Below are 18440 nucleotides of genomic sequence, written 5' to 3'. Positions count from 1 at the left end.
GGGAGCAAACGTATTGGATCTTTTGGAGGTTAGAGATGTAATGGCAGATACTCCTGATACAAAGCCTCCTCAAATAATAGGGGTCAATGTATACCGGATATAGGAACAGGTGATTAATAGAATTTTAAAAACGCTTTAAAACAATACTAAAATGCAAAACTTTGTAGAATTATATAAAGAGCTGTCGGATAAGCTCAGTGAACATATTGAGAATATCAGCTTGATTGATCTTTGGAATTTTCAGGTATTCAATCAGAATCCTGAACAACCGGTACCTACTCCTTCTATTTTTCTAGGCTTCAGAAGCAGCAATATAGCCGATATAGGGCTGAAGATCCAGAATGTAACGCTGTTGGTCGATGTATTTCTTTTCTACAAAACTTTGCCAAATACAAATGTCAGTACTGATGCAGCTGATTTCCTCAATCTAATAGATAATATCAATATTATACTCCATGGATCTCAGGGAGAACATTATTCCTCTATGAGAAGGGTTTCCTTTGTTCCTGTGGATACTGAAGGTCCCGAAAATCTTTGGAATATCACATACAGTTGTACGTTGATAGACTATTCTGCTCAAAAAGAATGGGAAGAGGGTGGTTTTAAAGAGGTGGAAACACAGCGGTTTGATCTACCTTAGAACAGCACTGTCTGCTTGGAGGTAGTCATTTTTGAGACCGATGTACGGTTGAAAACAATGTTTTCGATTGTTTTAGGACTTTTGTAAAATTTTATTGCAATCTCATTAAAGATATACTCATAGGTGAATTTTTGAACACCATGGGCTTTGATCTTGCTCATGCGTTCAAATTCATGTCTTATATCCTGATGTAGTCTGAGAGTCTCTGGTCTGGCCATAAATAAAATCTATAACAACTAACACAAATATACGAATTATTATATAACATAAAAAAAGAGCCTAAATAATTTTAGACTCTTTTTTTATATATTTTTTACTTCTGTATCGTAGTACAAACTATTCTTTGCTTATTTTTTATTTAAGTCTGTAATTGTAATAGTACCGATATAAGTGTTTTTGGCAAAATCTGCAACCGGACGAAGATTTTCACCGGTTATATTGTAATTAGGCTTATTCTCATATTTACTGTTAGAGTATTCATATACACGAACATCTGTAAGCGTAGAATTACGCCATAGTAAAGTAATGATTTCGCTGTCATTTCCATAATTTTCAGGAGCAGGTTTATCAAAACGACTCTGCCCACCATAGACCGTGATATAGTCATAAGTCTTGGTGCCCACCACTTTTTTAAGATCTGCCCGAATAATCTGGGGAGCGTTAGAACCTGATCCGTATTTATCCGGAAAGCTTAACAGATAAGTTTCTACCTTATCGATAGCATCCAATACAGGTTTTTCCTTCTCCACCTCAACAATTTTCTCCACCTCTACAATTTTTTCTTTTGTGCAGGAGGAAAACAAAAATAATCCAGATAATAATAAGAATGTTAGATTTTTCATTTGCTTTAAGATTAGTAATTCAAATATATTACTTTTTACCTTTAATTTCATTATAAATAATCGATGCGCCTGTCGCTTTTTTCAAAAAGGATTGTAGTGAATCTCCCTTTTGTGTACGTCCTGTCTCCGATCCGGACTTATATTGTACTTCTCTGGCATATTGTTTCTCGGCGATACGTAGCTGTCTTTCGCTGGCGTACTGTTGAATCCATTTAATAAGGGAGGGTCCATCCAGACGCTGATAATCTGCTCCATAATATCCTTTGATACCATTATTAAAGCAAATGGAAATCTCTTCTAAAGTCAGATAGGGAAATTCGGATAGTATTATATGAGCTACCTGGAAGGATGCTTCTTTTGTGATGGAGCGATCTACCATAAAAAACATTTTTATATACATGATCATCATCACAATGTGGTCAATCGCAGCTTCATTATTCTGTCTGGCTAAGACAGCCAAAGTCTGAGGTGCTGTATATTGATTCAATAATTCATTAAAATGCGCAGAAAGTCGTTTTAATTTTAGAATATTCCGGGCTTTATCCTTTCCTTCATACTCATAAAAATATCGCAGACTGCGATCAATGGTATCCAGCGTTTCTAATAGCTGCCTGTATGCATCAAACCTGTCTTCCAGCATTTGAGGCGTATATTTAGCCATCTGCACCATTGCCTGTGCTGTATTTTTTGCTAAGTTCATCATGAACCTGGTGGGCTTCCATGATATTAATGCTTTGTTTTGTTGTTCCATTTTTAATCTTGTCTATAATATCCAGCAGATTTTCATTTATATGTGCCAGTTGCTTGCGCCTGATATGATACTCACCCACGCGATTCCAGTGTGTGAGTATGGCTATAAACGAATGGTATGCGGACTCCTCTGTTTTATCTTTACTGGCCGTTTTAAGTTGTGACAGTATATCTTTCATTGCTTTCCCTTGTCTGGAATTTACTATGGGAGGTAGTCCCTGCGTCATCAGCCATTGTTTGTAATATCCTACCGCCTGATTATGATAGGCATTAGGTGGTTCTTTATTATCTTCCCGCTTTAATCGCTGAAGGATTGCACGTAGCATCCATACGTCCTCATTTTGCTTCACTAACTTTTTGATATATGCATCAAGCCATTTTATTTCTTGTTTTAACACCATATTGCTTTTCTTTGTTGATCACCTGATGTAGAAAAGATGTTGTCATCTTTATTTTAATATCTTTTTAAACCTTGTTTGAATCTCTTTTAAATGATCCTGGTTTATATTTTCGGCAATAAGTATATCCACTACTACAGAGAGCAAATCAGGCAAACGCCTTATCATTTCGGCATTCCTGATTGTCCTTTGTGAAGCATAAGTGTGGTCAGCCTCTGAAAGCGGAAGCATACATACCGGCCTGTCGTTATTTCCTTCTGTGACAGACACATGCCCGTATTCAAATCTTGATTGGGGGTATGGCACAATTAGTTTATGATATTGTGGTAATTTTTTAATTTTATTTAGGTGCATTTTATTATTATTTTCGTTGATAAATGGGTTTATTACTGTTTTTGATAATTAGTCTCCCCGATCTTTATATCCCTCAGTTGTCTGCCTTCTATATTTTACTTAAATAGTCAGGCAGTAATTTGTTTTCAAAAACGGCGACTATTCTGTTCAGTTCTGAAGTATTCAATCCGTTCAACTGTTTATTATAGTTTATTTGTAAAAAGGAATTCAGGGCATCTAATATGGAGAGCATATCGGTTCCCCAGTTCATTTTTGCTGCTAAGGCAATTAGTTTTTTTCGCTGACGATCACCCGGTAACTTCTGATCCGGAGTTTTGGGAGGCTGCAATTGTCGCATCTTCATCATCAACTCTTTCCATTCGCCATCTGTAATTGCAGACAGGCTTTGTGTCCGGCCTTGCGTGAAACTGTATACTACCTCTTCTTTATCCATGCCTAATGCCCTGCAAATAGCATAGAATTGTGCATAATGTCTCATCATCAAAGCTTCCACAAAACAAGTCCAATACCGAAAAACACAATTTCAAATCTGGATCTGTTAAATGAGAGTGCAAGTATCGGAAGCACTAATGCATCTTTTATACTCCAGTAGTTTTTAAATCCTATTCTCATAACCGTAATAGTTTTGTTTTCAATGCTTGTATGAAGGCTTTGTGAATGTCCTGTTCAGCACCTTCTTTTATCACGACCAGTTCAGTCGTTTGTATGGATTTAAATACATTTTGATATAGGTTTACTTCCTTTTCAATTAATCGGTGATCAAAAGTGTATCCTTCTTTTTCAAGGAAAGCTTTCTTCTCCGCTACGGAGAAGAAAAAGGTTGTATTTTCCAGTTCGCTCATATTTTAAAAAAACTTCTTTATTATTGATTAGACCTGCAGTGATATGTAATCCAACCCTGCCACGTCAGAGACTACTTCGTGGATATGGAGAACTCTAATTTCATATCTTTTCCTTCTCCATCCTGTCTCCTGAACCATCCTTTTACATAAGTAGAAGTGCGTGTTTTGAACTGAGCATTGACGATGATATCCACTCCGTCTGAGAAACTATTATCATTAGCTTCTTCTTTCAAGCCAATAAGTTCTACTATGCGGGCGGGATTCAACTCTCCCTTTTTATTGGGTTTCATAAATGTTTCCAGGAATCTCACTAAGATTTTGCGTTTTGGATCTTCATCAGCTAATGTGGTCATGTATTCCCGGATCTTTATGACGCCGGCATTCTCTGTTCCGTCAAATCCTATAATCTCATTATGACCGATAGTCACACTCGCCATCCCGTCACGACTTGTGAATGTATGAGAGGCCTGACTATCTTTGTAGTCATACAATTCTTTTTTAAGGGCCAATGCCTGCTGGAATGCATTAAAAGTCTTTTCTACTTTCAGCCCCTGTAAGGTCCCAAAGCTGGCCAGATCGGGAGCTAAAGCTACTACAGTCTCATCGACCATAGCTTTGTACGCAGCAATGTTTTGTTCGCGTTCACGTTTCTTTTGTGCAGTCAGTTGCTCTGCGGCTTTAGATAATTCGAGAAGCTGCGCAGGAGATAGTTTTGTGATGTCAATTGTAAGCATGATATTTTAGATTTTATGATTTATACGTTGTTAATTATTTTTGTTTTGTTGCCGGATTAGTTTTAATACACGATTGTAATCGGCCATGAAATAATCCTGATTAATGAGGTTGCGATGTGAATGTATCCAGATATATTCATCATATACTTGCTTGTAAGTAAACTCATTTGGTTCGTAACACTCTAATTTTCCATCGGAATTGACCGACATAGTGGATGTAAGATCTTCTTTGGCTAATGCTAAAAATTCGGAGCGATTGCGCTGAAACCATTCGTTTTTCCAGAATCCGGACATGATGGGAGAAAAACGGACTTCATTTAACATTTTTTCCGGCCATCCGTAAAACATTCTGGCTAAAAAGGCTTCATATTCTGCCAGCTGATGCTCACAGTATTGTTCTTCTGTCCAATTCAGGTATGTGCACACTTCTTTAAGCTGTTGTGCGGTTTGTTGTTTTAGTAATTCTAAATGCGATATTTTGGTCTTTATTTTCATAATTCCTGGCATTAATTTCCGTGATATTCATTTGCTCCTCTATCCCACACGGTGTAGTATCCCAATGGACCGATGTAACGACCTTTACTAAAGGCACGATATCCTTCAACCCAGACTTTGAGTGCTGCATCGTACATTACACGTTTTGCAGTACGACCACTTGGCTGCTTGCCATCTGCCTGACTGATAATGATAAACAGCTTTTTAGGGTATCTCTTTACTAATTCCCTGTACTTTTCAAAGGATAGTCCTGTATATTGAAAACTATCTAACACGACTACATTAGGACTTTTGAGTTTATCTAACCGTTCCATTAAATCCTGTATCGTCTCTTGTACCAGGATCAATTTTCTTTTAACAGATGCTAAGCCTGCATTTAGAAAGGCATTGCGCATGGTCATTGCTGCTCCTTCTTCCAGAGAGTTATAGAGAATTCTCTCATACTTGCAAAGTTCCTTACATAGTTTGAGAACGAAGGTGGTTTTACCATTTCCGGAGTTGGCCCAGATAAACCAGACTCCATTAGATTCGGGCTGCGCAAAAGCGGCATGCCACTCTCCTTCAAAGGGGATTAATTTGTATTTTTTATTTAGGAGGTCGGATACACTGTATGCTCTTTTTGCCATCTTATTGTTGCCCTAATACTATTTTTAAAAATTCAAGGTTCATTGGTTTTCCCGTTCTATCTGCTTCACGCAATACTGCGACCATGACGTCATGTAACTCTCCATAGTTGTCACAGTTGTCCTGTAGCCACTTTGCTGTCTCTTTATCCATCTCTTTTAAGAAAATCCGGAATCTCTTATCTATAGGAGAAAGATGGCGTATCCTGAACTTTATGCGTCTGTAAAGCTGTGGAATGCCTGCTTTGTTCTTCTTTCTCAGCTTGTCAATATTCTCGGTCAGCTGGGAGGTTCCAAGCAATACGAGTGAGCACCATTTGTTTAAGTAATCTACAAGCTCTTTAAAGGAACAAAGGGCAGGTTGTTTCATATATTCACTTTCATCAAAGGCAAAAAGCGGATCAAAGCCGTTTTCCGAAAGCATCTTCATATAATTCGCGATCTGGCGGACTTTGGCGGACTTTGTTTTTCTTTCTGATGTAAGACGTAATTCGGTCATCATCTTATCGACGATATCTGCCAGATTATCAGAGCTACCCACTTTGATACTAAAGACTTCGCTCCTGTATTTTGACTTAAAAAGCTCAAGTGAGAACGTTTTCCCGCTTCCTGTTTCGCCAATCAATACCGTTACAATTCCATGATCCTTAGCCTCCTGAAGATTAGCTAATATCTCTTTCAGTTGTGGAGTTGCCTGGGTTTGCCAATATTGTTTCTCCGTCTGATAACTGATCAAATCTGCAATTCTTTTAAAATATTTGTCAGCAATCAAAACTTCCTTGTCTTTGGTTTTTAGGCTATAATTACCTCTGCGCATTTCAATCAGATAGCGTGCATTCACACCAGAATGTACAACGATATCATCCTGGTTGAGATTATTGTCTCTGATATAGATTTCGAGAGCAGTTATGATTTTATTTTTCAGTTCGTCTGTCATCATATAAAGTCGTTTAAATTGATTTTTCCATTGATATACTCTTCTCGTTCTCTGTTTACATTGATATTCTCAGGTATTTTCTCTCTCCATTGCCGGGTCTTCAATTTCTCTGCAGCTTCAATAAACTTCTTTGTATTACGTTGATTTTTATGCTGCCCGAGGCTATCAGTCAAAATCAGTTTAGATAAGGTGCCATCCAATGCGGGGTTCTGCACAAATAGCTGCCCGACAATCCGGTCATTTCTGATATTGCGATCGATAATGATATTTTCAAGATCGTCATTGAACTGGCTTACAAGCGCCAGCTTCTCTGCATCTCCTTCCTTTCTATCGTATAGTGCCATTGGTTGTATATGGGTCTTCTGTAGCATAAACTTGATGGTACCTATCTCTTCTATCAGTCTTCCATTTTGACTTTTTGCATTTACAACCAACACCTGTGACATGTCTTGCTGATCAAACTTCACACACCAGTCTATATGTCTGTGCTCTCTAAATGCCAGATCAAAGCTGTCATATACATACTCCTGTTTATTGATTGTAATGGTAAGACCATCATGATGCAGCTTATTTGTATACCCTGTGATCTCTCCAAATAGATTCAGGTATTCCATGTCTGTCAAAGGGATATGATCTGTGTCTGCCATATCGGCCCACCTGGACACATACTTATCATAGAGGCGCATACGTTGCAATTCTATACTTTTTTGTATCTGCCTGCAGACGCCCTCGTAGTCAGGAAATGAATGCTTTATTTTGTCCAGATATTCACTGTTTGGCTGGCCTTCTTTGCGAGCTGTCACACCAAAGCCTGACCAGTTAGTATACATGAGTTGCAGTTCTTTATTCCATTCTTTGAAAAACGGTTCAATACGTTTAGCTTTCGCATTGCGTACTCTTGCTGGTGTATAATGCTTTGTCATAGCTTCATATACAGGGATTAATACTCCTTTACCATAATGATCACTCTGTATCTGTAAGGATTTATACCGCTGTCCAAACAATTCCCGTGTATGGTTAGCTGCATTGCGCAATGCCTCGCGAATAAGTGAAGTCGTCTCATGTGTTCCAATAGCATAGCCAATAGGATAATTTAGGTATGGGTCCATTATCATTACACAGGTTGGACGGTTATGATAAGTGGTCACTTTATTACCATCACTGTTTAGTCCTGTACGCTGATAAAGTAATTCTACGTCCCAGCCATCGACAGACCAGTATACCATCGGAACATTGGGAGCACTTCGTTTTACCTGCATGTTACGTGTATTTCGTAAAGCAGAAGTTCCCTGATTACCTGAAATAATATACAGATCAAGTTGTTTGCGATATTTAGCGACTGTCCCATCTGATATGGGCTTCCAACCGAGTTTTTCTGCAACCTCACTGTATATGCGGGAAATCTGTACATTATCAAAATTTTTATGCTTTCGAAGAAGGCTTTCCAAAACAGCCTGTTGCTCAGCAGTCACTACCTTAGCCGTATTTTGATTTTCCAGTTTACCTGAGATCAATGAACGATAATTGCCTTTCTTGTATTCAGCAATTGTCCTACGTAAAGACTTGCTTTTAAGTGTATGTCCTAATTTCTCTTGCAGCAAGTTAACTTCTTCACAGATCAATTCCCATACGGTTTTGACTCCGGTACTGTTTGGGTTTCCATAGGCTTTTCGAAATGTTTTTCTCTTGCTCATGGCTGCAATAACTGCATTTAATACAGAAGCATTCACCGTATAGGTTTCTTTGAGCTCCCTGCTCAGTTCCTTCCCTGATGGCAACTTGTATGTTGCAAAGAAGTCTGAGGCTATGCTATCTATCTCGTAATACTTCTCCAGAAATATGGTTTCTTTAATCACTGTCTTAGGATCACCGAATCTGTCAATACACAACTTTCTCCAAGCATCTGGCATATTTTCAAAGGAATACAAAGCCTCATTACCGAGACCTTTGCCATCACGCAGACGCAGCCCCTTGGTTCTGACTGCACGTTTTTTCAGAGCTTCGTAGGAACATACACGTATGCTCATTTGATGAGCAACAACAGTGGGTACAGGCTTACCTCTTTGAATTACATCAGTAATCAAAAAACTGAGCTTGACTCCGATCTGTCCCGAATGGGTTGCATATGCTGTTGTTTCTTCTTTCATCTTGTTACATACTAAGCACTTTCTTGATTTCCTTTTCTTTTTCCCTGTAATCCTTTTTTATGGTATCTGCGAAAGGAGCTTTATTCCTTGGATCCAGACTGGAGCGTACATATCTGACAGATACTCCATATTTTTTTGTGAGGTAGTTAATAACCTCTTGATTGTAGATTTGCTTTTTTTTCATAGCTTTGAATCTTGCTTAATTTGTTCCGTACCACGGCACAATTTTAAACAATAATGTTTACCGATGGAAATAAAATAAACAACTATATTTACTATGATAGGTAACGATCTGAAAATCAGATTAAAAAATTTAGGCTATGAGCTTAAAGAAATTGCAGAAAAAATGGGAATAAGTCCACAGGCCCTAAACAGCAAGTTCGCATCTGATGATTTGAAGGTTTCATTCCTTCAACAAATAGCAAAGTCAATAAACAAAAGTGTTTATTTTCTTATGGAAGAACCCGGACCTATTACTAACGTGATAGAAACTAAGGAAGAAGGAGTGTCCAGATCCGAATTTCTTTTCCGAACAGATAAACTCATGCATAATCAAATTATACCATTGTATGATGTGCATGCATCGGCAAGTTTGATTACCTTATTTCAGCAAGACAGAAGTACTGTTGTCGATTACTTCTCTATTCCGAATATGCCTAAGGTCGATGGCGCAATGGCCATTACAGGGGATAGTATGTATCCTATACTCAAATCCGGAGATATTATTTTCTTTAGAAAGATCAACAACTTTATGGAAAATCTTTTTTTCGGAGAGATGTATCTGCTGGATATATCTAATGATGATGATGACTATACAACTGTAAAATACGTTCAGACATCAGATAGAGGCCCTGATTGGATTAAGATAGTATCTCAAAACCAACACCATAGCTCAAAAGATATTCACTTAAGCTGGATTAAAGCAGCCGCATTTGTTAAAGGATCTTTAAGACTGAATAGCATGAGATAATAACACACACATTATCCATACATAATAACAAAATAAACAACTGACAATAAAGCAATTAACAATTACCTCACAAAGTCATATGGGTATAGGTATATGTGTTAATCAAGATCTTTTTTTAAACATAATGGGATGTATATAACGACCAATCATACTTTTATAGCCCTAAAAATGTCCTGCTAACTGTCCCTCTAAGTGTCCCACTATTGGATTATTTAATATTTTGGTCCTTTCAGTATTTTCAATAAAAAGGCGGTAATCTTTTTGATTACCGCCTTATATATCTATTCTAAAAGTACCTTTAACATCAATTCAAGAGGTTTTTTGCTCGTGTCAAAGATACTTTTAGCTTTAACGCATGAGAAGAATAAAAATCCATACTGGAATAACAATAAGCTTAAATGAGTAACAATTCGTTTTTATAACGATAGAACTGTTATTTTAGAAAATACCACCATTCCGGACTGAATAAAGCATTCTTTCAGCTTTTCCCCCTTTTATATTCTTTTACATTTCGTTTTGAATCTTATATATATCGTAAAATGTTGGCGGGGACGCCAACATACGCTGGTTGAAGCAATCTTATCAACTTCACAAGTGTTTTTGCAATATGCGCAACGCACTTCAAGCATAGCCAACTTTTCTCTTCTTTCCAAGGAGAGAATAACTATCGATCACAACTCAAGCTGCACTTTCTCAGTAGAAAATTAAATTCTAACTTCAATGTCAGGGTTATATTTCAAAGCCTCTGTCTCCAATATTACGACCATCTGCGGTTCTCCGACGGTAAAAAAGAAAGTTTTCTCTTTGACTTTTACGCGTACATAATAACCGTTTCGCGGAGCACTGGTGATTTTGATGGACTTGATTTCGGACCAGGGGAGCACAAGAATCCGGGCCAATTTAAAAACATACAGATTAGAGGATCCTATGATGAAAGGAGCATTCATCATAAACTGATTGACCAGACCCAGGTGATTATTTACACTTATCATTTTTATAAAATGTGTATTATCCAGCTCCATTATAATTTTTGTATAGTTCTGAACAGTCTTTTTGAAAATCATCCAGCTAAAAAAGCAAGTCAACAGCCCAATTCCTAACATGCACACGAGCAATATATAACTATCTCTCATTCTTGCATCAAACCTTTCGGCATCCAGTCTCCCGTTAAAACTGAGGGTGTCTGATACTGTTATGAAAAAAGGAATAAAGGCTATGATTAAAACAATTATGGTGATAATCCATTTTAATTGCTGATATCTGCGTATCATTTTTCTTATATAGAGTTCTCTCTTTTCGCTATACAAAAAGTCCCGGTTTGCCTTATAAAAATCTCCGGCTGCAGTTTCTTGTTCTACGCCCAAACCTGAGATCCTCCAGAGAAAGACCAAGGTTATTATCATCACACCTACAATGATGAAAATCATCTGCATATTGTTATTTTTGAAATTATCTTTACATGTATCTGAAGCTCATCAGTTCATTTCTCCGAACAGATACCATATTCTGATTTCCCTGTTTCCATTATCTCTAATATAAGATCCTTTACATAATAATCTGTAACATACACCGGAAATAATAAGGCATATGCTGCTTATACGCAAGAATTAATAAACAAACTGAAAAAAGTATCCGGCAAAAAGTATCAATACAATCAAAATCAAACTGATCAGAATCAGACTTGCATTTCGTTTTTTGTTTTCTTTCCTTTTATGAAACTGACAGGCTTCGTATATAAATAGACCAACACTGATAATTGACAAAGCGAGGGTCATCTGAAAGAAAGCAATTACACCTTCAAAATTATAATCTCCGTCATCGACAACCGTATGTTCTTGTATATAGTCACTCACGTAATAGATAACAACTAAAAGCAACAGCAGCAATATTACTCGTATACCAATATATTTCATCGGGTTAATATCTTTGTGTATTTAATTTTTGACGTCTGATACGGTATATTATAAAAATGATTATTATGCTGTATATGGAAACAACGATAGAAAAAAGCTGAAAAAATCCTTCTCCAACAGCTCAGCTCTCTCCGGAGCAATCAATTTCGCTTCCCCATATGTCAATACCTTTTTCTCCCTCATACATACATCCGGTACAGGCTAGATATTCGGGTACCACCAGTCCCAGATAGAAAAGTAATAAAAGAGCATATACTGCCAGCAAGAAGATGAAAAGGATTTTTCTAATCATTCCACCCTACTATGTTATCTGTTTCTATATAACTCGCTTCAGCTTTCATTTTTGGAATTATTTCTATTACCTGTTCATCTGCATATTCTTCCGGATCAAACATCTGCCTCACTTCGATTTCATAATAACCGTTATCCAGATTCATATACCAATCAGCCTGTTGTCTGAGTGGCAAAGTTTCATCATCAAACTGGGCGGCCATAGTGAGATCCGTATAGTTAACAAAATAGATCCTTCCGTTTGTCACTTTTATCTGTCTTTTGAATTCCTTATAGCTTTTCTGAGATGAGGGTTCACCTACAACCCGTAAAAGCCAATCCCCACCTTCGTCACTCACCTTCCACACTATACAATGCAGCCTGTTCATTTCACGAGCAAAGTGCGACTGCAATTGTTCCAGTGACCAGTCTTCATGCACAAAGGACCTGTAGGTATCATTATTCACTATTGCAAAGATGCCATCTTCATCATATACTTTTAGTTCCATTACCAGTTCATTTTTAGCGTTTCGTTTTATTTCCTTGTATTACGATCAGTTCAGGTGTAAAGATTTGTGGTTCAAATCTGATTTTCACTTCTTCTCTTTTGTCAATCCACTGTGCCCGTTTTTCCACGATGAAGCGCAGACGTTGTTCTGTGGTCAGATCAGGCAGTGTATACCATGTGGTATGCTCCCCTTCCAGACCCTCCATCTGTGTATAAGTTCCGGTAATCTTTACCTTATATTTTTTTTCAAACTGATCAATAAATACAGGATATTCCCCGATCAGATCCCACATCGGATCTTTAGGACAACATCTTGAACCATAACTTTCACGCCTGTATACCACCATCATATCAGCAGGAATGGAAGGTTTTGCATACGCTATATTTGGTTCTGCATCACCTGCCAGATAGGCACTGTCTATTTGTATTTTATCTGTATGTCGCGTTATCCTATAATAGTAATGAGCGATTAACGGCTCTGCACATACACCTGTTTCAAAGGTATCTGGTAAGTCCTGATTATATCTGCCATCAGGTACAATCAGGATAAATTGGCGGATAAAAGGATAAAAGCTTAACGGATTCTGAAATTGGGATAAAGGTACCCTTTCATTCAAATAGAATACGTAAGTAGCATCCGGGTTTTCAGCCAACGGAATATCCAACAGATAGTTACCGGATAATTCTGCTATGTCTTTCTGCTCCACAAAGATCACCTGATTATAAGCCTTTGCCAACCATTCCGGACGTGTGCTATCGGGTATGCGATGAGGTATATTATCTATTGTAGCTGTTTCTTTAGCCACAGATTGTGCAGGTGTATCTCTGCAGCTAGCATATATGATAATGATACAGGTACATAGAATGAATTTATCGAACAAGCTCTGCATAGGAAAAAGAATAATTTGCTGATATGTTTATCCTTCTGTATTTATTTTAATTCCGGCTTTATTAAGAAATTCAATCTGAACTTCTTGAGATTTGTCTGCAGCCTTATCAATACTTTCTTTTTTAATAATCAATTCCTTTCGAATAGCTTCTCTCGATACACTATCCTGTTCTTCTATATATTTGACGAGTAACGGGGCATATCCGTCACCAATTTCTGTCATATAAGCAATAGACGCATCGTGAAATTTATTGGCGATTTCACTATGTGTCAGCTCTTGTGCTTCTGCTTTTATTTGATTGGTGTATCTAATAAGACCATTTGCATTTTTCAGAGCCATGTCATAGGAAATCTCGTTATTGGCCTTACTGATATTATATTCTCCGTTCATGAGTTTTTCGTGGCTCTCATCCACTTTTTCCATACAGTTGAGAAACAGGCTGGACATTTTTTCATTGTATCCGTAATCGTATTTACCGCCACATGAGGTCAATACCAATAAAGCAATAATAGCTGAGAATAATGTTATCTTCATAGTTCTTTAAGTTTTATACTGCAAATAACAACTTCTTATGTAAAGTTGTTTAGCTCAATCAAAATTCGTTATGCTTCCTTTATTATTCGTTTGTAAAGAAGCTTTATATGCAATGTAATCGATGCAAAAAACGCACTACCAAATAGTTAGTGCGTTTATTAGATGACAAGCATTTTATATTTTCAGCAGGATACCCCTCTATGCTACTCTCTCTTTATTGTAATTGGGTTCCAAATAATTGTACCCAATAAAAACCGGATCCGGGCGAACGGGCTGCCCCCATTTCTTTGACACCTGACTGCATAATGTTCTTACAGTGTCCATAGCTGTTTATCCATGCTTCCACGACTTCCGCTTCCGTTCGCTGTCCTCTGGCAATATTTTCAGCTGCAAGGCGATAAGTGTATCCGTTATTGTTTAACCGCTGACCAAAGGTTTCCCCTTCGGGGCTGTTGTGTGAAAAATAATTTCTGGTTTCCATATCCTGTGCATGCTTCACTGCCGTACCTGCCAGTTTTTCATTCCAGATCAGCGCAGATACAGCGGGCATTTTGTCCACCTGTTTGGTATCTTTGTCTTTGCATTCACATCCAGCCACTCTTACTTTATTGACCAATTCCAGAATAAGTGTATTGTCAAGATTCGTCTGAATTTTAGATTGGTTTTTGTCTGTCCTGTGTTGGTCTACGGCTGTTTCAGTCTCTATAATATCTGCTGATTTTTCACAGGATATTGTACAAAGCCCCACATAAATACTCCCTAAGAGTATGAATAATCCCCTTTTGTTCATTTTTTATCGTTTTTTATAGTAAGTGTTTTTGTGTTTCAGGTTTACAAACAGGATTTGTATCCCCTTACATGTATATTTTTATGTATAAAATATGGCCATACTCAAATTATATAAGCATACTAACCTCCGGTCCTATCAGCGCCCAGCCCTATTTTTCAGCTGTAGAGATAGAAAGGAGTCTGATAATCCTGAAATAAACAGTTTGTTTTCCTGAATTTTCTCCGATTAGTCAGCTATTCTACAAATATCTATCCAAAATCTAAATCTGGGATTAACTTACTATTATAGCGGCTTTCAAAATTATTTTTATTTACATGCAAAGGACAATCTGCAGAAGCCGCAAAACAATAACATTTGTTAAATTTGACACATAGTTTATCTAATCTCATAGTGGAATCATGAAAAAAATAGGTTTTTTATCCTTTGGTCACTGGGCCAATCATCCTGCATATAGCACACAGACAGCTAGTGATACGCTGCTGCAGTCTATAGATCTGGCAGTAGCTGCAGAAGAACTGGGTATAGACGGTGCTTACTTCAGAGTACATCATTTTGCAAAGCAACTGGCTTCTCCTTTTCCGTTGCTTTCGGCTATCGGAGCCCGAACAAGCAAAATCGAGATCGGCACCGGTGTGATCGATATGCGCTATGAGAATCCGTTGTATATGGTGGAAGACGCCGGAGCGGCTGATCTGATATCGGGTGGGCGATTACAGTTAGGTATCAGCAGAGGTTCTCCCGAGCAGGTTATAGATGGCTGGCGATATTTCGGCTATTCACTATCTGAAGGTGAAACAGATGCAGACATGGGAAGACGCAAAGCACTTGAATTTCTGGAAAGACTCCAGGGTGTAGGTTTTGCCGAACCCAACCCCTATCCTATGTTTCCCAATCCACCAGGCCTGTTACGCCTGGAGCCTCATTCCGAAGGCTTAAGGGATCGTATCTGGTGGGGTGCGGCATCGAATGCCACAGCAGTGTGGGCAGCACAAAACGGGATGCTTCTTCAAAGCTCTACCCTTAAATACGACGAAAGCGGAAAACCTTTTCATGTACAGCAGGCAGAACAGATCAGGTTATATAAAGAGGCCTGGAAAGAAGCCGGACATACACGTGAACCCCGTGTATCGGTGAGTCGGTCTATCTTTACACTGGTCAATGATCAGGATCGTTATTATTTTGGACATGAGGCTGACAGAGACGATAAAATCGGCATGATTGAAGCAGATAAACGTGCTATTTTTGGCAGAAGTTATGCTGCAGAACCGGATCAGCTGATTCGTGAACTGGCACAGGATGAGGCTATACAGGAGGCAGACACGCTCTTGCTGACTATTCCTAATACATTGGGAGTAGAGTATAATGTACATGTACTCTCTTCTTTTCTGGAACATGTAGCACCGGGACTTGGTTGGCGGTAATCCCGAGACGTGTATGGTAAAAAACCTCCGCTTTAAAACTAAAATTGTTGTTATAGGTGCCGGTCAGGCTGGCCTGTCATCAGCTTATCATCTCAAAAAACTGGGTCTGGAAATCGGCCGGGATTTTATTATTCTGGACGAAGCTCCTCATCCGGGTGGTGCATGGCAATTCAGATGGCCTTCGCTTACATTGAGTACAGTCAATAAAATTCATGATCTGCCGGGGATGTCTTTTGAAGAAACACTGGAGACAGATGAAAAGGAAGTACAAGCCAATGTCGCTGTTCCACATTATTTTGATGCCTATGAAAAGAAATTCGGATTGCAGATATATCGCCCTTTGAAGGTCGAAAATGTATATAAATATGAAAATAGATTTTACATAGACACAAGTGAAACGCTTTTCTCCGCCTTGGGTATTATAAATGCTACAGGTACCTGGGAAAATCCTTACATCCCGGAATATCCGGGACAAAGTTCATTTACAGGCGAGCAGTTGCATACCAAAGACTTCCGTAATGCGGATTATTTCCGCAACAAACATGTTGTTATTGTTGGTGGTGGTATTTCTGCCATCCAGCTACTGGATGAGATCTCTAAAGTTACTACTACGACATGGGTTACCCGTCGTCCCCCGGTATTCAGAGAAGGACCGTTTGATGATGCTGCCGGACATGAAGCTGTGGCTATGGTAGATGAGCGGGTAAGGCAGGGATTAATACCACTATCTGTAGTATCTGTAACCGGTCTGCCCTATTCTGAAGCTGTCCGGAATATGGAAAAACGTGGTATTCTACATCGCTTTCCGATGTTTAGTGAAATAACGGCTTCCGGTGTAAAATGGGAAGACGGAAGAGAACAAAAGGCAGATGTCATTCTTTGGAATACGGGTTTTAAAGGATCACTGGAACATTTGAACCCTGTAGTTCCAAGAGAGGAAGGTGGTGGAATCCTGATGGATGGAAGACTGGCAACCAGAGTTGCGAAAGAACCCCGGATTCATTTGGTAGGATACGGTCCTTCTGCTTCTACAATCGGAGCCAACCGTGCCGGGGGTGCTGCTGCCCGAGAACTGATCAAAACATTAGAATTGTAATCTTTATCTAAGAAGAAAGAGTTTAATCCCAATAACTGGATCACTATTTTCTTCTATTTCAGATAGATTATGGAAACATTATACTTGCGCAGGTACAAAATGAGGTTTTATCTCTTTACGTATACTATTACAGTGACTACAATATAAATTTAAGCAAATAAGCGATGCTGACTAATGTTGCCAGATAAGTGGCGTTACCAAGGAAATAAACAAAAAAAGATTTGATATAATTAATTGCTTTTTTCTCTCCAAAAAACTGGCCTATAGCCCATATAATATATACAAAGTAAACAATAATTCCAAAAACTGCCACATTTTCACTCTGAACAATATTAGCAACGATTATAAAAAATGCAAAAATCAATAATGCTTCACCCAAGACAAAAGACAAGAGCACTAAAATCTCGAAAATATTATATTTGTATTTTCTATAAAATACCTTAATCCATAAAGAAATAAAAATACCCATGATCAGTTGAGAATAACCCATATTCTTATTTGTCCATGCTCCGATTTCTTTTGAACGTATCTTTCCTTTTAATATTTCCATTGTATCAATATTAAAAAAAGACAAATGTATATGTAGAAAGCTCATTAACAGTAAAAATACCACAGAAGAAACAACCAAAAACAATACGGGTTTTACATATTTATCTCTATTCTCAAATAAAAACTCTCTAATGGATTTCCCAGGTCTTAATAACAGATTTTTAATTGTAAAAGGAAATCCCTTTTCAAAGTGAATCAGATGCTGAATCTCATGTGAAATATAATTGCTATTAATTCTTTTCAATTTCTGGTCTTCAAAATTGCCAGCCTTTTCCTGTTTCATTAGTTACTATTATGTTTTAAATTGAGTTACTGTTAATGTTTTTACTGTATGTAAAACACCTTCCTGTCTGTGAATGGCGTGATCAGACGCAGCCTATTTACAGTTTTATTTCCATTCATAAGAAAGTGCCCGTACTATATTAGCAATTGCCTTATCTGGCAAATCATAGTGCTTCTCAATATAAGTATGGCTCGCTTTACATCCTAAAGTTAAGTCACTGTACTTCCATAATGCAGCGTCACCTGCCTCTTTCCATATTTTGTTGAACAGATTTACTTCGTCTATGCTTAATATCTTATTATAGGAAACAAATCCGTGAAATGTCCACGGCTGCGACCAGTCATCAAAACTTATTATTTTGTCTTCAAGATTTTTCATAATATGGATAACAACGTATAAATATGCGAAAGTTTTCACAAAACACACAAACTATAATGTATCTGTCCATTTATGA

The 18440-nt window shown here is 37.9% G+C and carries 26 protein-coding genes; 4 read left to right on the top strand and 22 right to left on the bottom strand.

Features of this window, described 5'->3' with window-relative positions; genetic code table 11:
* The first annotated feature begins 151 nt into the window (after positions 1-151).
* Complete coding sequence (locus I6J03_RS17480; RefSeq protein WP_003003598.1) at positions 152-640, top strand: hypothetical protein; 489 nt, start codon at positions 152-154, stop codon at positions 638-640.
* On the opposite strand, the gene I6J03_RS17475 is transcribed toward I6J03_RS17480, so the two are convergent.
* The 13 genes from I6J03_RS17475 to I6J03_RS17415 all read right to left on the bottom strand — a co-directional run bounded on the left by I6J03_RS17475 (position 637) and on the right by I6J03_RS17415 (position 8946).
* Entirely contained in the window at positions 637-858 is a 222-nt protein-coding gene (locus I6J03_RS17475; protein WP_003003599.1) for a hypothetical protein, read from the bottom strand. The two genes, I6J03_RS17480 and I6J03_RS17475, sit on opposite strands and share 4 nt — an antisense overlap.
* Before the next feature lie 129 nt (positions 859-987).
* Positions 988-1482: a hypothetical protein gene (locus I6J03_RS17470; RefSeq protein ID WP_157600381.1), complete on the bottom strand. Its 495-nt coding sequence runs from the start codon at positions 1480-1482 to the stop codon at positions 988-990.
* Between the two features lie 28 nt (positions 1483-1510).
* Positions 1511-2185 (bottom strand): hypothetical protein, encoded by a 675-nt coding sequence (locus I6J03_RS17465; RefSeq protein WP_201693866.1) that lies wholly within the window; start codon positions 2183-2185, stop codon positions 1511-1513.
* Positions 2136-2633 (bottom strand): hypothetical protein, encoded by a 498-nt coding sequence (locus tag I6J03_RS17460; protein ID WP_003003607.1) that lies wholly within the window; start codon positions 2631-2633, stop codon positions 2136-2138. Before I6J03_RS17460 ends, I6J03_RS17465 begins: the two co-directional genes overlap by 50 nt.
* A 48-nt stretch (positions 2634-2681) precedes the next feature.
* Positions 2682-2984: a hypothetical protein gene (locus I6J03_RS17455; RefSeq protein WP_003003610.1), complete on the bottom strand. Its 303-nt coding sequence runs from the start codon at positions 2982-2984 to the stop codon at positions 2682-2684.
* 88 nt (positions 2985-3072) lie between these two features.
* Positions 3073-3465, bottom strand: a complete 393-nt coding sequence (locus I6J03_RS17450) for a hypothetical protein (RefSeq protein ID WP_003003612.1) — start codon at positions 3463-3465, stop codon at positions 3073-3075.
* Between the two features lie 127 nt (positions 3466-3592).
* Positions 3593-3826: a hypothetical protein gene (locus I6J03_RS17445; protein ID WP_003003617.1), complete on the bottom strand. Its 234-nt coding sequence runs from the start codon at positions 3824-3826 to the stop codon at positions 3593-3595.
* Between the two features lie 71 nt (positions 3827-3897).
* Positions 3898-4560: a DUF3164 family protein gene (locus I6J03_RS17440; protein WP_003003620.1), complete on the bottom strand. Its 663-nt coding sequence runs from the start codon at positions 4558-4560 to the stop codon at positions 3898-3900.
* A 30-nt stretch (positions 4561-4590) separates the two neighbouring features.
* The gene (locus tag I6J03_RS17435; RefSeq protein ID WP_157600383.1) at positions 4591-5055 is read right to left on the bottom strand and encodes a hypothetical protein; all 465 of its coding nucleotides are present in this window, start codon (positions 5053-5055) and stop codon (positions 4591-4593) included.
* Positions 5056-5066: 11 nt separating this feature from the next.
* Complete coding sequence (locus I6J03_RS17430) at positions 5067-5681, bottom strand: DNA repair protein RadA family protein (protein ID WP_003003625.1); 615 nt, start codon at positions 5679-5681, stop codon at positions 5067-5069.
* A gap of 1 nt (position 5682) precedes the next feature.
* Positions 5683-6618, bottom strand: a complete 936-nt coding sequence (locus I6J03_RS17425; RefSeq protein WP_003003627.1) for an ATP-binding protein — start codon at positions 6616-6618, stop codon at positions 5683-5685.
* On the bottom strand, positions 6615-8762 hold the full coding sequence (locus I6J03_RS17420) for a hypothetical protein (protein ID WP_003003629.1): 2148 nt from the start codon (positions 8760-8762) through the stop codon (positions 6615-6617). The genes I6J03_RS17425 and I6J03_RS17420 overlap by 4 nt, the downstream gene beginning before the upstream one ends.
* A gap of 4 nt (positions 8763-8766) precedes the next feature.
* Positions 8767-8946 (bottom strand): hypothetical protein, encoded by a 180-nt coding sequence (locus tag I6J03_RS17415; protein ID WP_003003630.1) that lies wholly within the window; start codon positions 8944-8946, stop codon positions 8767-8769.
* 93 nt (positions 8947-9039) lie between these two features.
* Between I6J03_RS17415 and I6J03_RS17410 the strand changes: the two genes are divergently transcribed.
* Positions 9040-9732 carry a LexA family transcriptional regulator gene (locus I6J03_RS17410; protein ID WP_003003632.1) on the top strand — a complete coding sequence of 231 codons (693 nt, stop codon included), beginning with the start codon at positions 9040-9042 and terminating at the stop codon, positions 9730-9732.
* 704 nt (positions 9733-10436) lie between these two features.
* On the opposite strand, the gene I6J03_RS17405 is transcribed toward I6J03_RS17410, so the two are convergent.
* The 7 genes from I6J03_RS17405 to I6J03_RS17375 all read right to left on the bottom strand — a co-directional run bounded on the left by I6J03_RS17405 (position 10437) and on the right by I6J03_RS17375 (position 14637).
* Positions 10437-11159, bottom strand: a complete 723-nt coding sequence (locus I6J03_RS17405) for a hypothetical protein (RefSeq protein ID WP_232279613.1) — start codon at positions 11157-11159, stop codon at positions 10437-10439.
* Between the two features lie 180 nt (positions 11160-11339).
* On the bottom strand, positions 11340-11645 hold the full coding sequence (locus I6J03_RS17400; protein ID WP_003003637.1) for a hypothetical protein: 306 nt from the start codon (positions 11643-11645) through the stop codon (positions 11340-11342).
* Between the two features lie 121 nt (positions 11646-11766).
* The gene (locus I6J03_RS17395) at positions 11767-11937 is read right to left on the bottom strand and encodes a hypothetical protein (protein ID WP_003003639.1); all 171 of its coding nucleotides are present in this window, start codon (positions 11935-11937) and stop codon (positions 11767-11769) included.
* Positions 11930-12424 carry a hypothetical protein gene (locus I6J03_RS17390; protein ID WP_003003640.1) on the bottom strand — a complete coding sequence of 165 codons (495 nt, stop codon included), beginning with the start codon at positions 12422-12424 and terminating at the stop codon, positions 11930-11932. Before I6J03_RS17390 ends, I6J03_RS17395 begins: the two co-directional genes overlap by 8 nt.
* A 13-nt stretch (positions 12425-12437) precedes the next feature.
* Positions 12438-13229, bottom strand: a complete 792-nt coding sequence (locus I6J03_RS17385) for a hypothetical protein (protein WP_157600384.1) — start codon at positions 13227-13229, stop codon at positions 12438-12440.
* Positions 13230-13340: 111 nt separating this feature from the next.
* Entirely contained in the window at positions 13341-13847 is a 507-nt protein-coding gene (locus tag I6J03_RS17380; RefSeq protein WP_003003644.1) for a hypothetical protein, read from the bottom strand.
* 214 nt (positions 13848-14061) lie between these two features.
* The gene (locus I6J03_RS17375; RefSeq protein ID WP_003003646.1) at positions 14062-14637 is read right to left on the bottom strand and encodes a CAP domain-containing protein; all 576 of its coding nucleotides are present in this window, start codon (positions 14635-14637) and stop codon (positions 14062-14064) included.
* 398 nt (positions 14638-15035) lie between these two features.
* Between I6J03_RS17375 and I6J03_RS17370 the strand changes: the two genes are divergently transcribed.
* Together I6J03_RS17370 and I6J03_RS17365 are read left to right on the top strand one after the other, a co-directional pair.
* On the top strand, positions 15036-16058 hold the full coding sequence (locus tag I6J03_RS17370) for an LLM class flavin-dependent oxidoreductase (RefSeq protein WP_003003649.1): 1023 nt from the start codon (positions 15036-15038) through the stop codon (positions 16056-16058).
* 13 nt (positions 16059-16071) lie between these two features.
* Complete coding sequence (locus I6J03_RS17365; protein ID WP_003003651.1) at positions 16072-17154, top strand: NAD(P)-binding domain-containing protein; 1083 nt, start codon at positions 16072-16074, stop codon at positions 17152-17154.
* Between the two features lie 136 nt (positions 17155-17290).
* Here I6J03_RS17365 and I6J03_RS17360 read toward each other — a convergent pair whose 3' ends face one another.
* Together I6J03_RS17360 and I6J03_RS17355 are read right to left on the bottom strand one after the other, a co-directional pair.
* Positions 17291-17986 carry a DUF3667 domain-containing protein gene (locus tag I6J03_RS17360; protein WP_002996408.1) on the bottom strand — a complete coding sequence of 232 codons (696 nt, stop codon included), beginning with the start codon at positions 17984-17986 and terminating at the stop codon, positions 17291-17293.
* A 105-nt stretch (positions 17987-18091) separates the two neighbouring features.
* A complete protein-coding gene (locus I6J03_RS17355; RefSeq protein ID WP_003003652.1) occupies positions 18092-18364 on the bottom strand; it encodes a hypothetical protein in 273 nt (90 codons plus the stop codon).
* Positions 18365-18440: the final 76 nt, after the last annotated feature.

The sequence above is a fragment of the Sphingobacterium spiritivorum genome (assembly GCF_016724845.1).
GTDB lineage: Bacteria > Bacteroidota > Bacteroidia > Sphingobacteriales > Sphingobacteriaceae > Sphingobacterium > Sphingobacterium spiritivorum_A.
This window is presented reverse-complemented; position numbering and strand designations above follow the sequence as displayed.

Coding starts and splice junctions, on each gene's coding strand:
- I6J03_RS17425 (WP_003003627.1), bottom strand. CDS start 6,618: ATGATGACAGACGAACTGAAAAATAAAATCATAACTGCTCTCGAAATC.
- I6J03_RS17440 (WP_003003620.1), bottom strand. CDS start 4,560: ATGCTTACAATTGACATCACAAAACTATCTCCTGCGCAGCTTCTCGAA.
- I6J03_RS17415 (WP_003003630.1), bottom strand. CDS start 8,946: ATGAAAAAAAAGCAAATCTACAATCAAGAGGTTATTAACTACCTCACA.
- I6J03_RS17475 (WP_003003599.1), bottom strand. CDS start 858: ATGGCCAGACCAGAGACTCTCAGACTACATCAGGATATAAGACATGAA.
- I6J03_RS17395 (WP_003003639.1), bottom strand. CDS start 11,937: ATGATTAGAAAAATCCTTTTCATCTTCTTGCTGGCAGTATATGCTCTT.
- I6J03_RS17455 (WP_003003610.1), bottom strand. CDS start 2,984: ATGCACCTAAATAAAATTAAAAAATTACCACAATATCATAAACTAATT.
- I6J03_RS17410 (WP_003003632.1), top strand. CDS start 9,040: ATGATAGGTAACGATCTGAAAATCAGATTAAAAAATTTAGGCTATGAG.
- I6J03_RS17420 (WP_003003629.1), bottom strand. CDS start 8,762: ATGAAAGAAGAAACAACAGCATATGCAACCCATTCGGGACAGATCGGA.
- I6J03_RS17480 (WP_003003598.1), top strand. CDS start 152: ATGCAAAACTTTGTAGAATTATATAAAGAGCTGTCGGATAAGCTCAGT.
- I6J03_RS17435 (WP_157600383.1), bottom strand. CDS start 5,055: ATGAAAATAAAGACCAAAATATCGCATTTAGAATTACTAAAACAACAA.
- I6J03_RS17355 (WP_003003652.1), bottom strand. CDS start 18,364: ATGAAAAATCTTGAAGACAAAATAATAAGTTTTGATGACTGGTCGCAG.
- I6J03_RS17375 (WP_003003646.1), bottom strand. CDS start 14,637: ATGAACAAAAGGGGATTATTCATACTCTTAGGGAGTATTTATGTGGGG.
- I6J03_RS17460 (WP_003003607.1), bottom strand. CDS start 2,633: ATGGTGTTAAAACAAGAAATAAAATGGCTTGATGCATATATCAAAAAG.
- I6J03_RS17400 (WP_003003637.1), bottom strand. CDS start 11,645: ATGAAATATATTGGTATACGAGTAATATTGCTGCTGTTGCTTTTAGTT.
- I6J03_RS17470 (WP_157600381.1), bottom strand. CDS start 1,482: ATGAAAAATCTAACATTCTTATTATTATCTGGATTATTTTTGTTTTCC.
- I6J03_RS17450 (WP_003003612.1), bottom strand. CDS start 3,465: ATGATGAGACATTATGCACAATTCTATGCTATTTGCAGGGCATTAGGC.
- I6J03_RS17430 (WP_003003625.1), bottom strand. CDS start 5,681: ATGGCAAAAAGAGCATACAGTGTATCCGACCTCCTAAATAAAAAATAC.
- I6J03_RS17465 (WP_201693866.1), bottom strand. CDS start 2,185: ATGATGAACTTAGCAAAAAATACAGCACAGGCAATGGTGCAGATGGCT.
- I6J03_RS17365 (WP_003003651.1), top strand. CDS start 16,072: ATGGTAAAAAACCTCCGCTTTAAAACTAAAATTGTTGTTATAGGTGCC.
- I6J03_RS17445 (WP_003003617.1), bottom strand. CDS start 3,826: ATGAGCGAACTGGAAAATACAACCTTTTTCTTCTCCGTAGCGGAGAAG.
- I6J03_RS17370 (WP_003003649.1), top strand. CDS start 15,036: ATGAAAAAAATAGGTTTTTTATCCTTTGGTCACTGGGCCAATCATCCT.
- I6J03_RS17380 (WP_003003644.1), bottom strand. CDS start 13,847: ATGAAGATAACATTATTCTCAGCTATTATTGCTTTATTGGTATTGACC.
- I6J03_RS17390 (WP_003003640.1), bottom strand. CDS start 12,424: ATGGAACTAAAAGTATATGATGAAGATGGCATCTTTGCAATAGTGAAT.
- I6J03_RS17360 (WP_002996408.1), bottom strand. CDS start 17,986: ATGAAACAGGAAAAGGCTGGCAATTTTGAAGACCAGAAATTGAAAAGA.
- I6J03_RS17405 (WP_232279613.1), bottom strand. CDS start 11,159: ATGATTTTCATCATTGTAGGTGTGATGATAATAACCTTGGTCTTTCTC.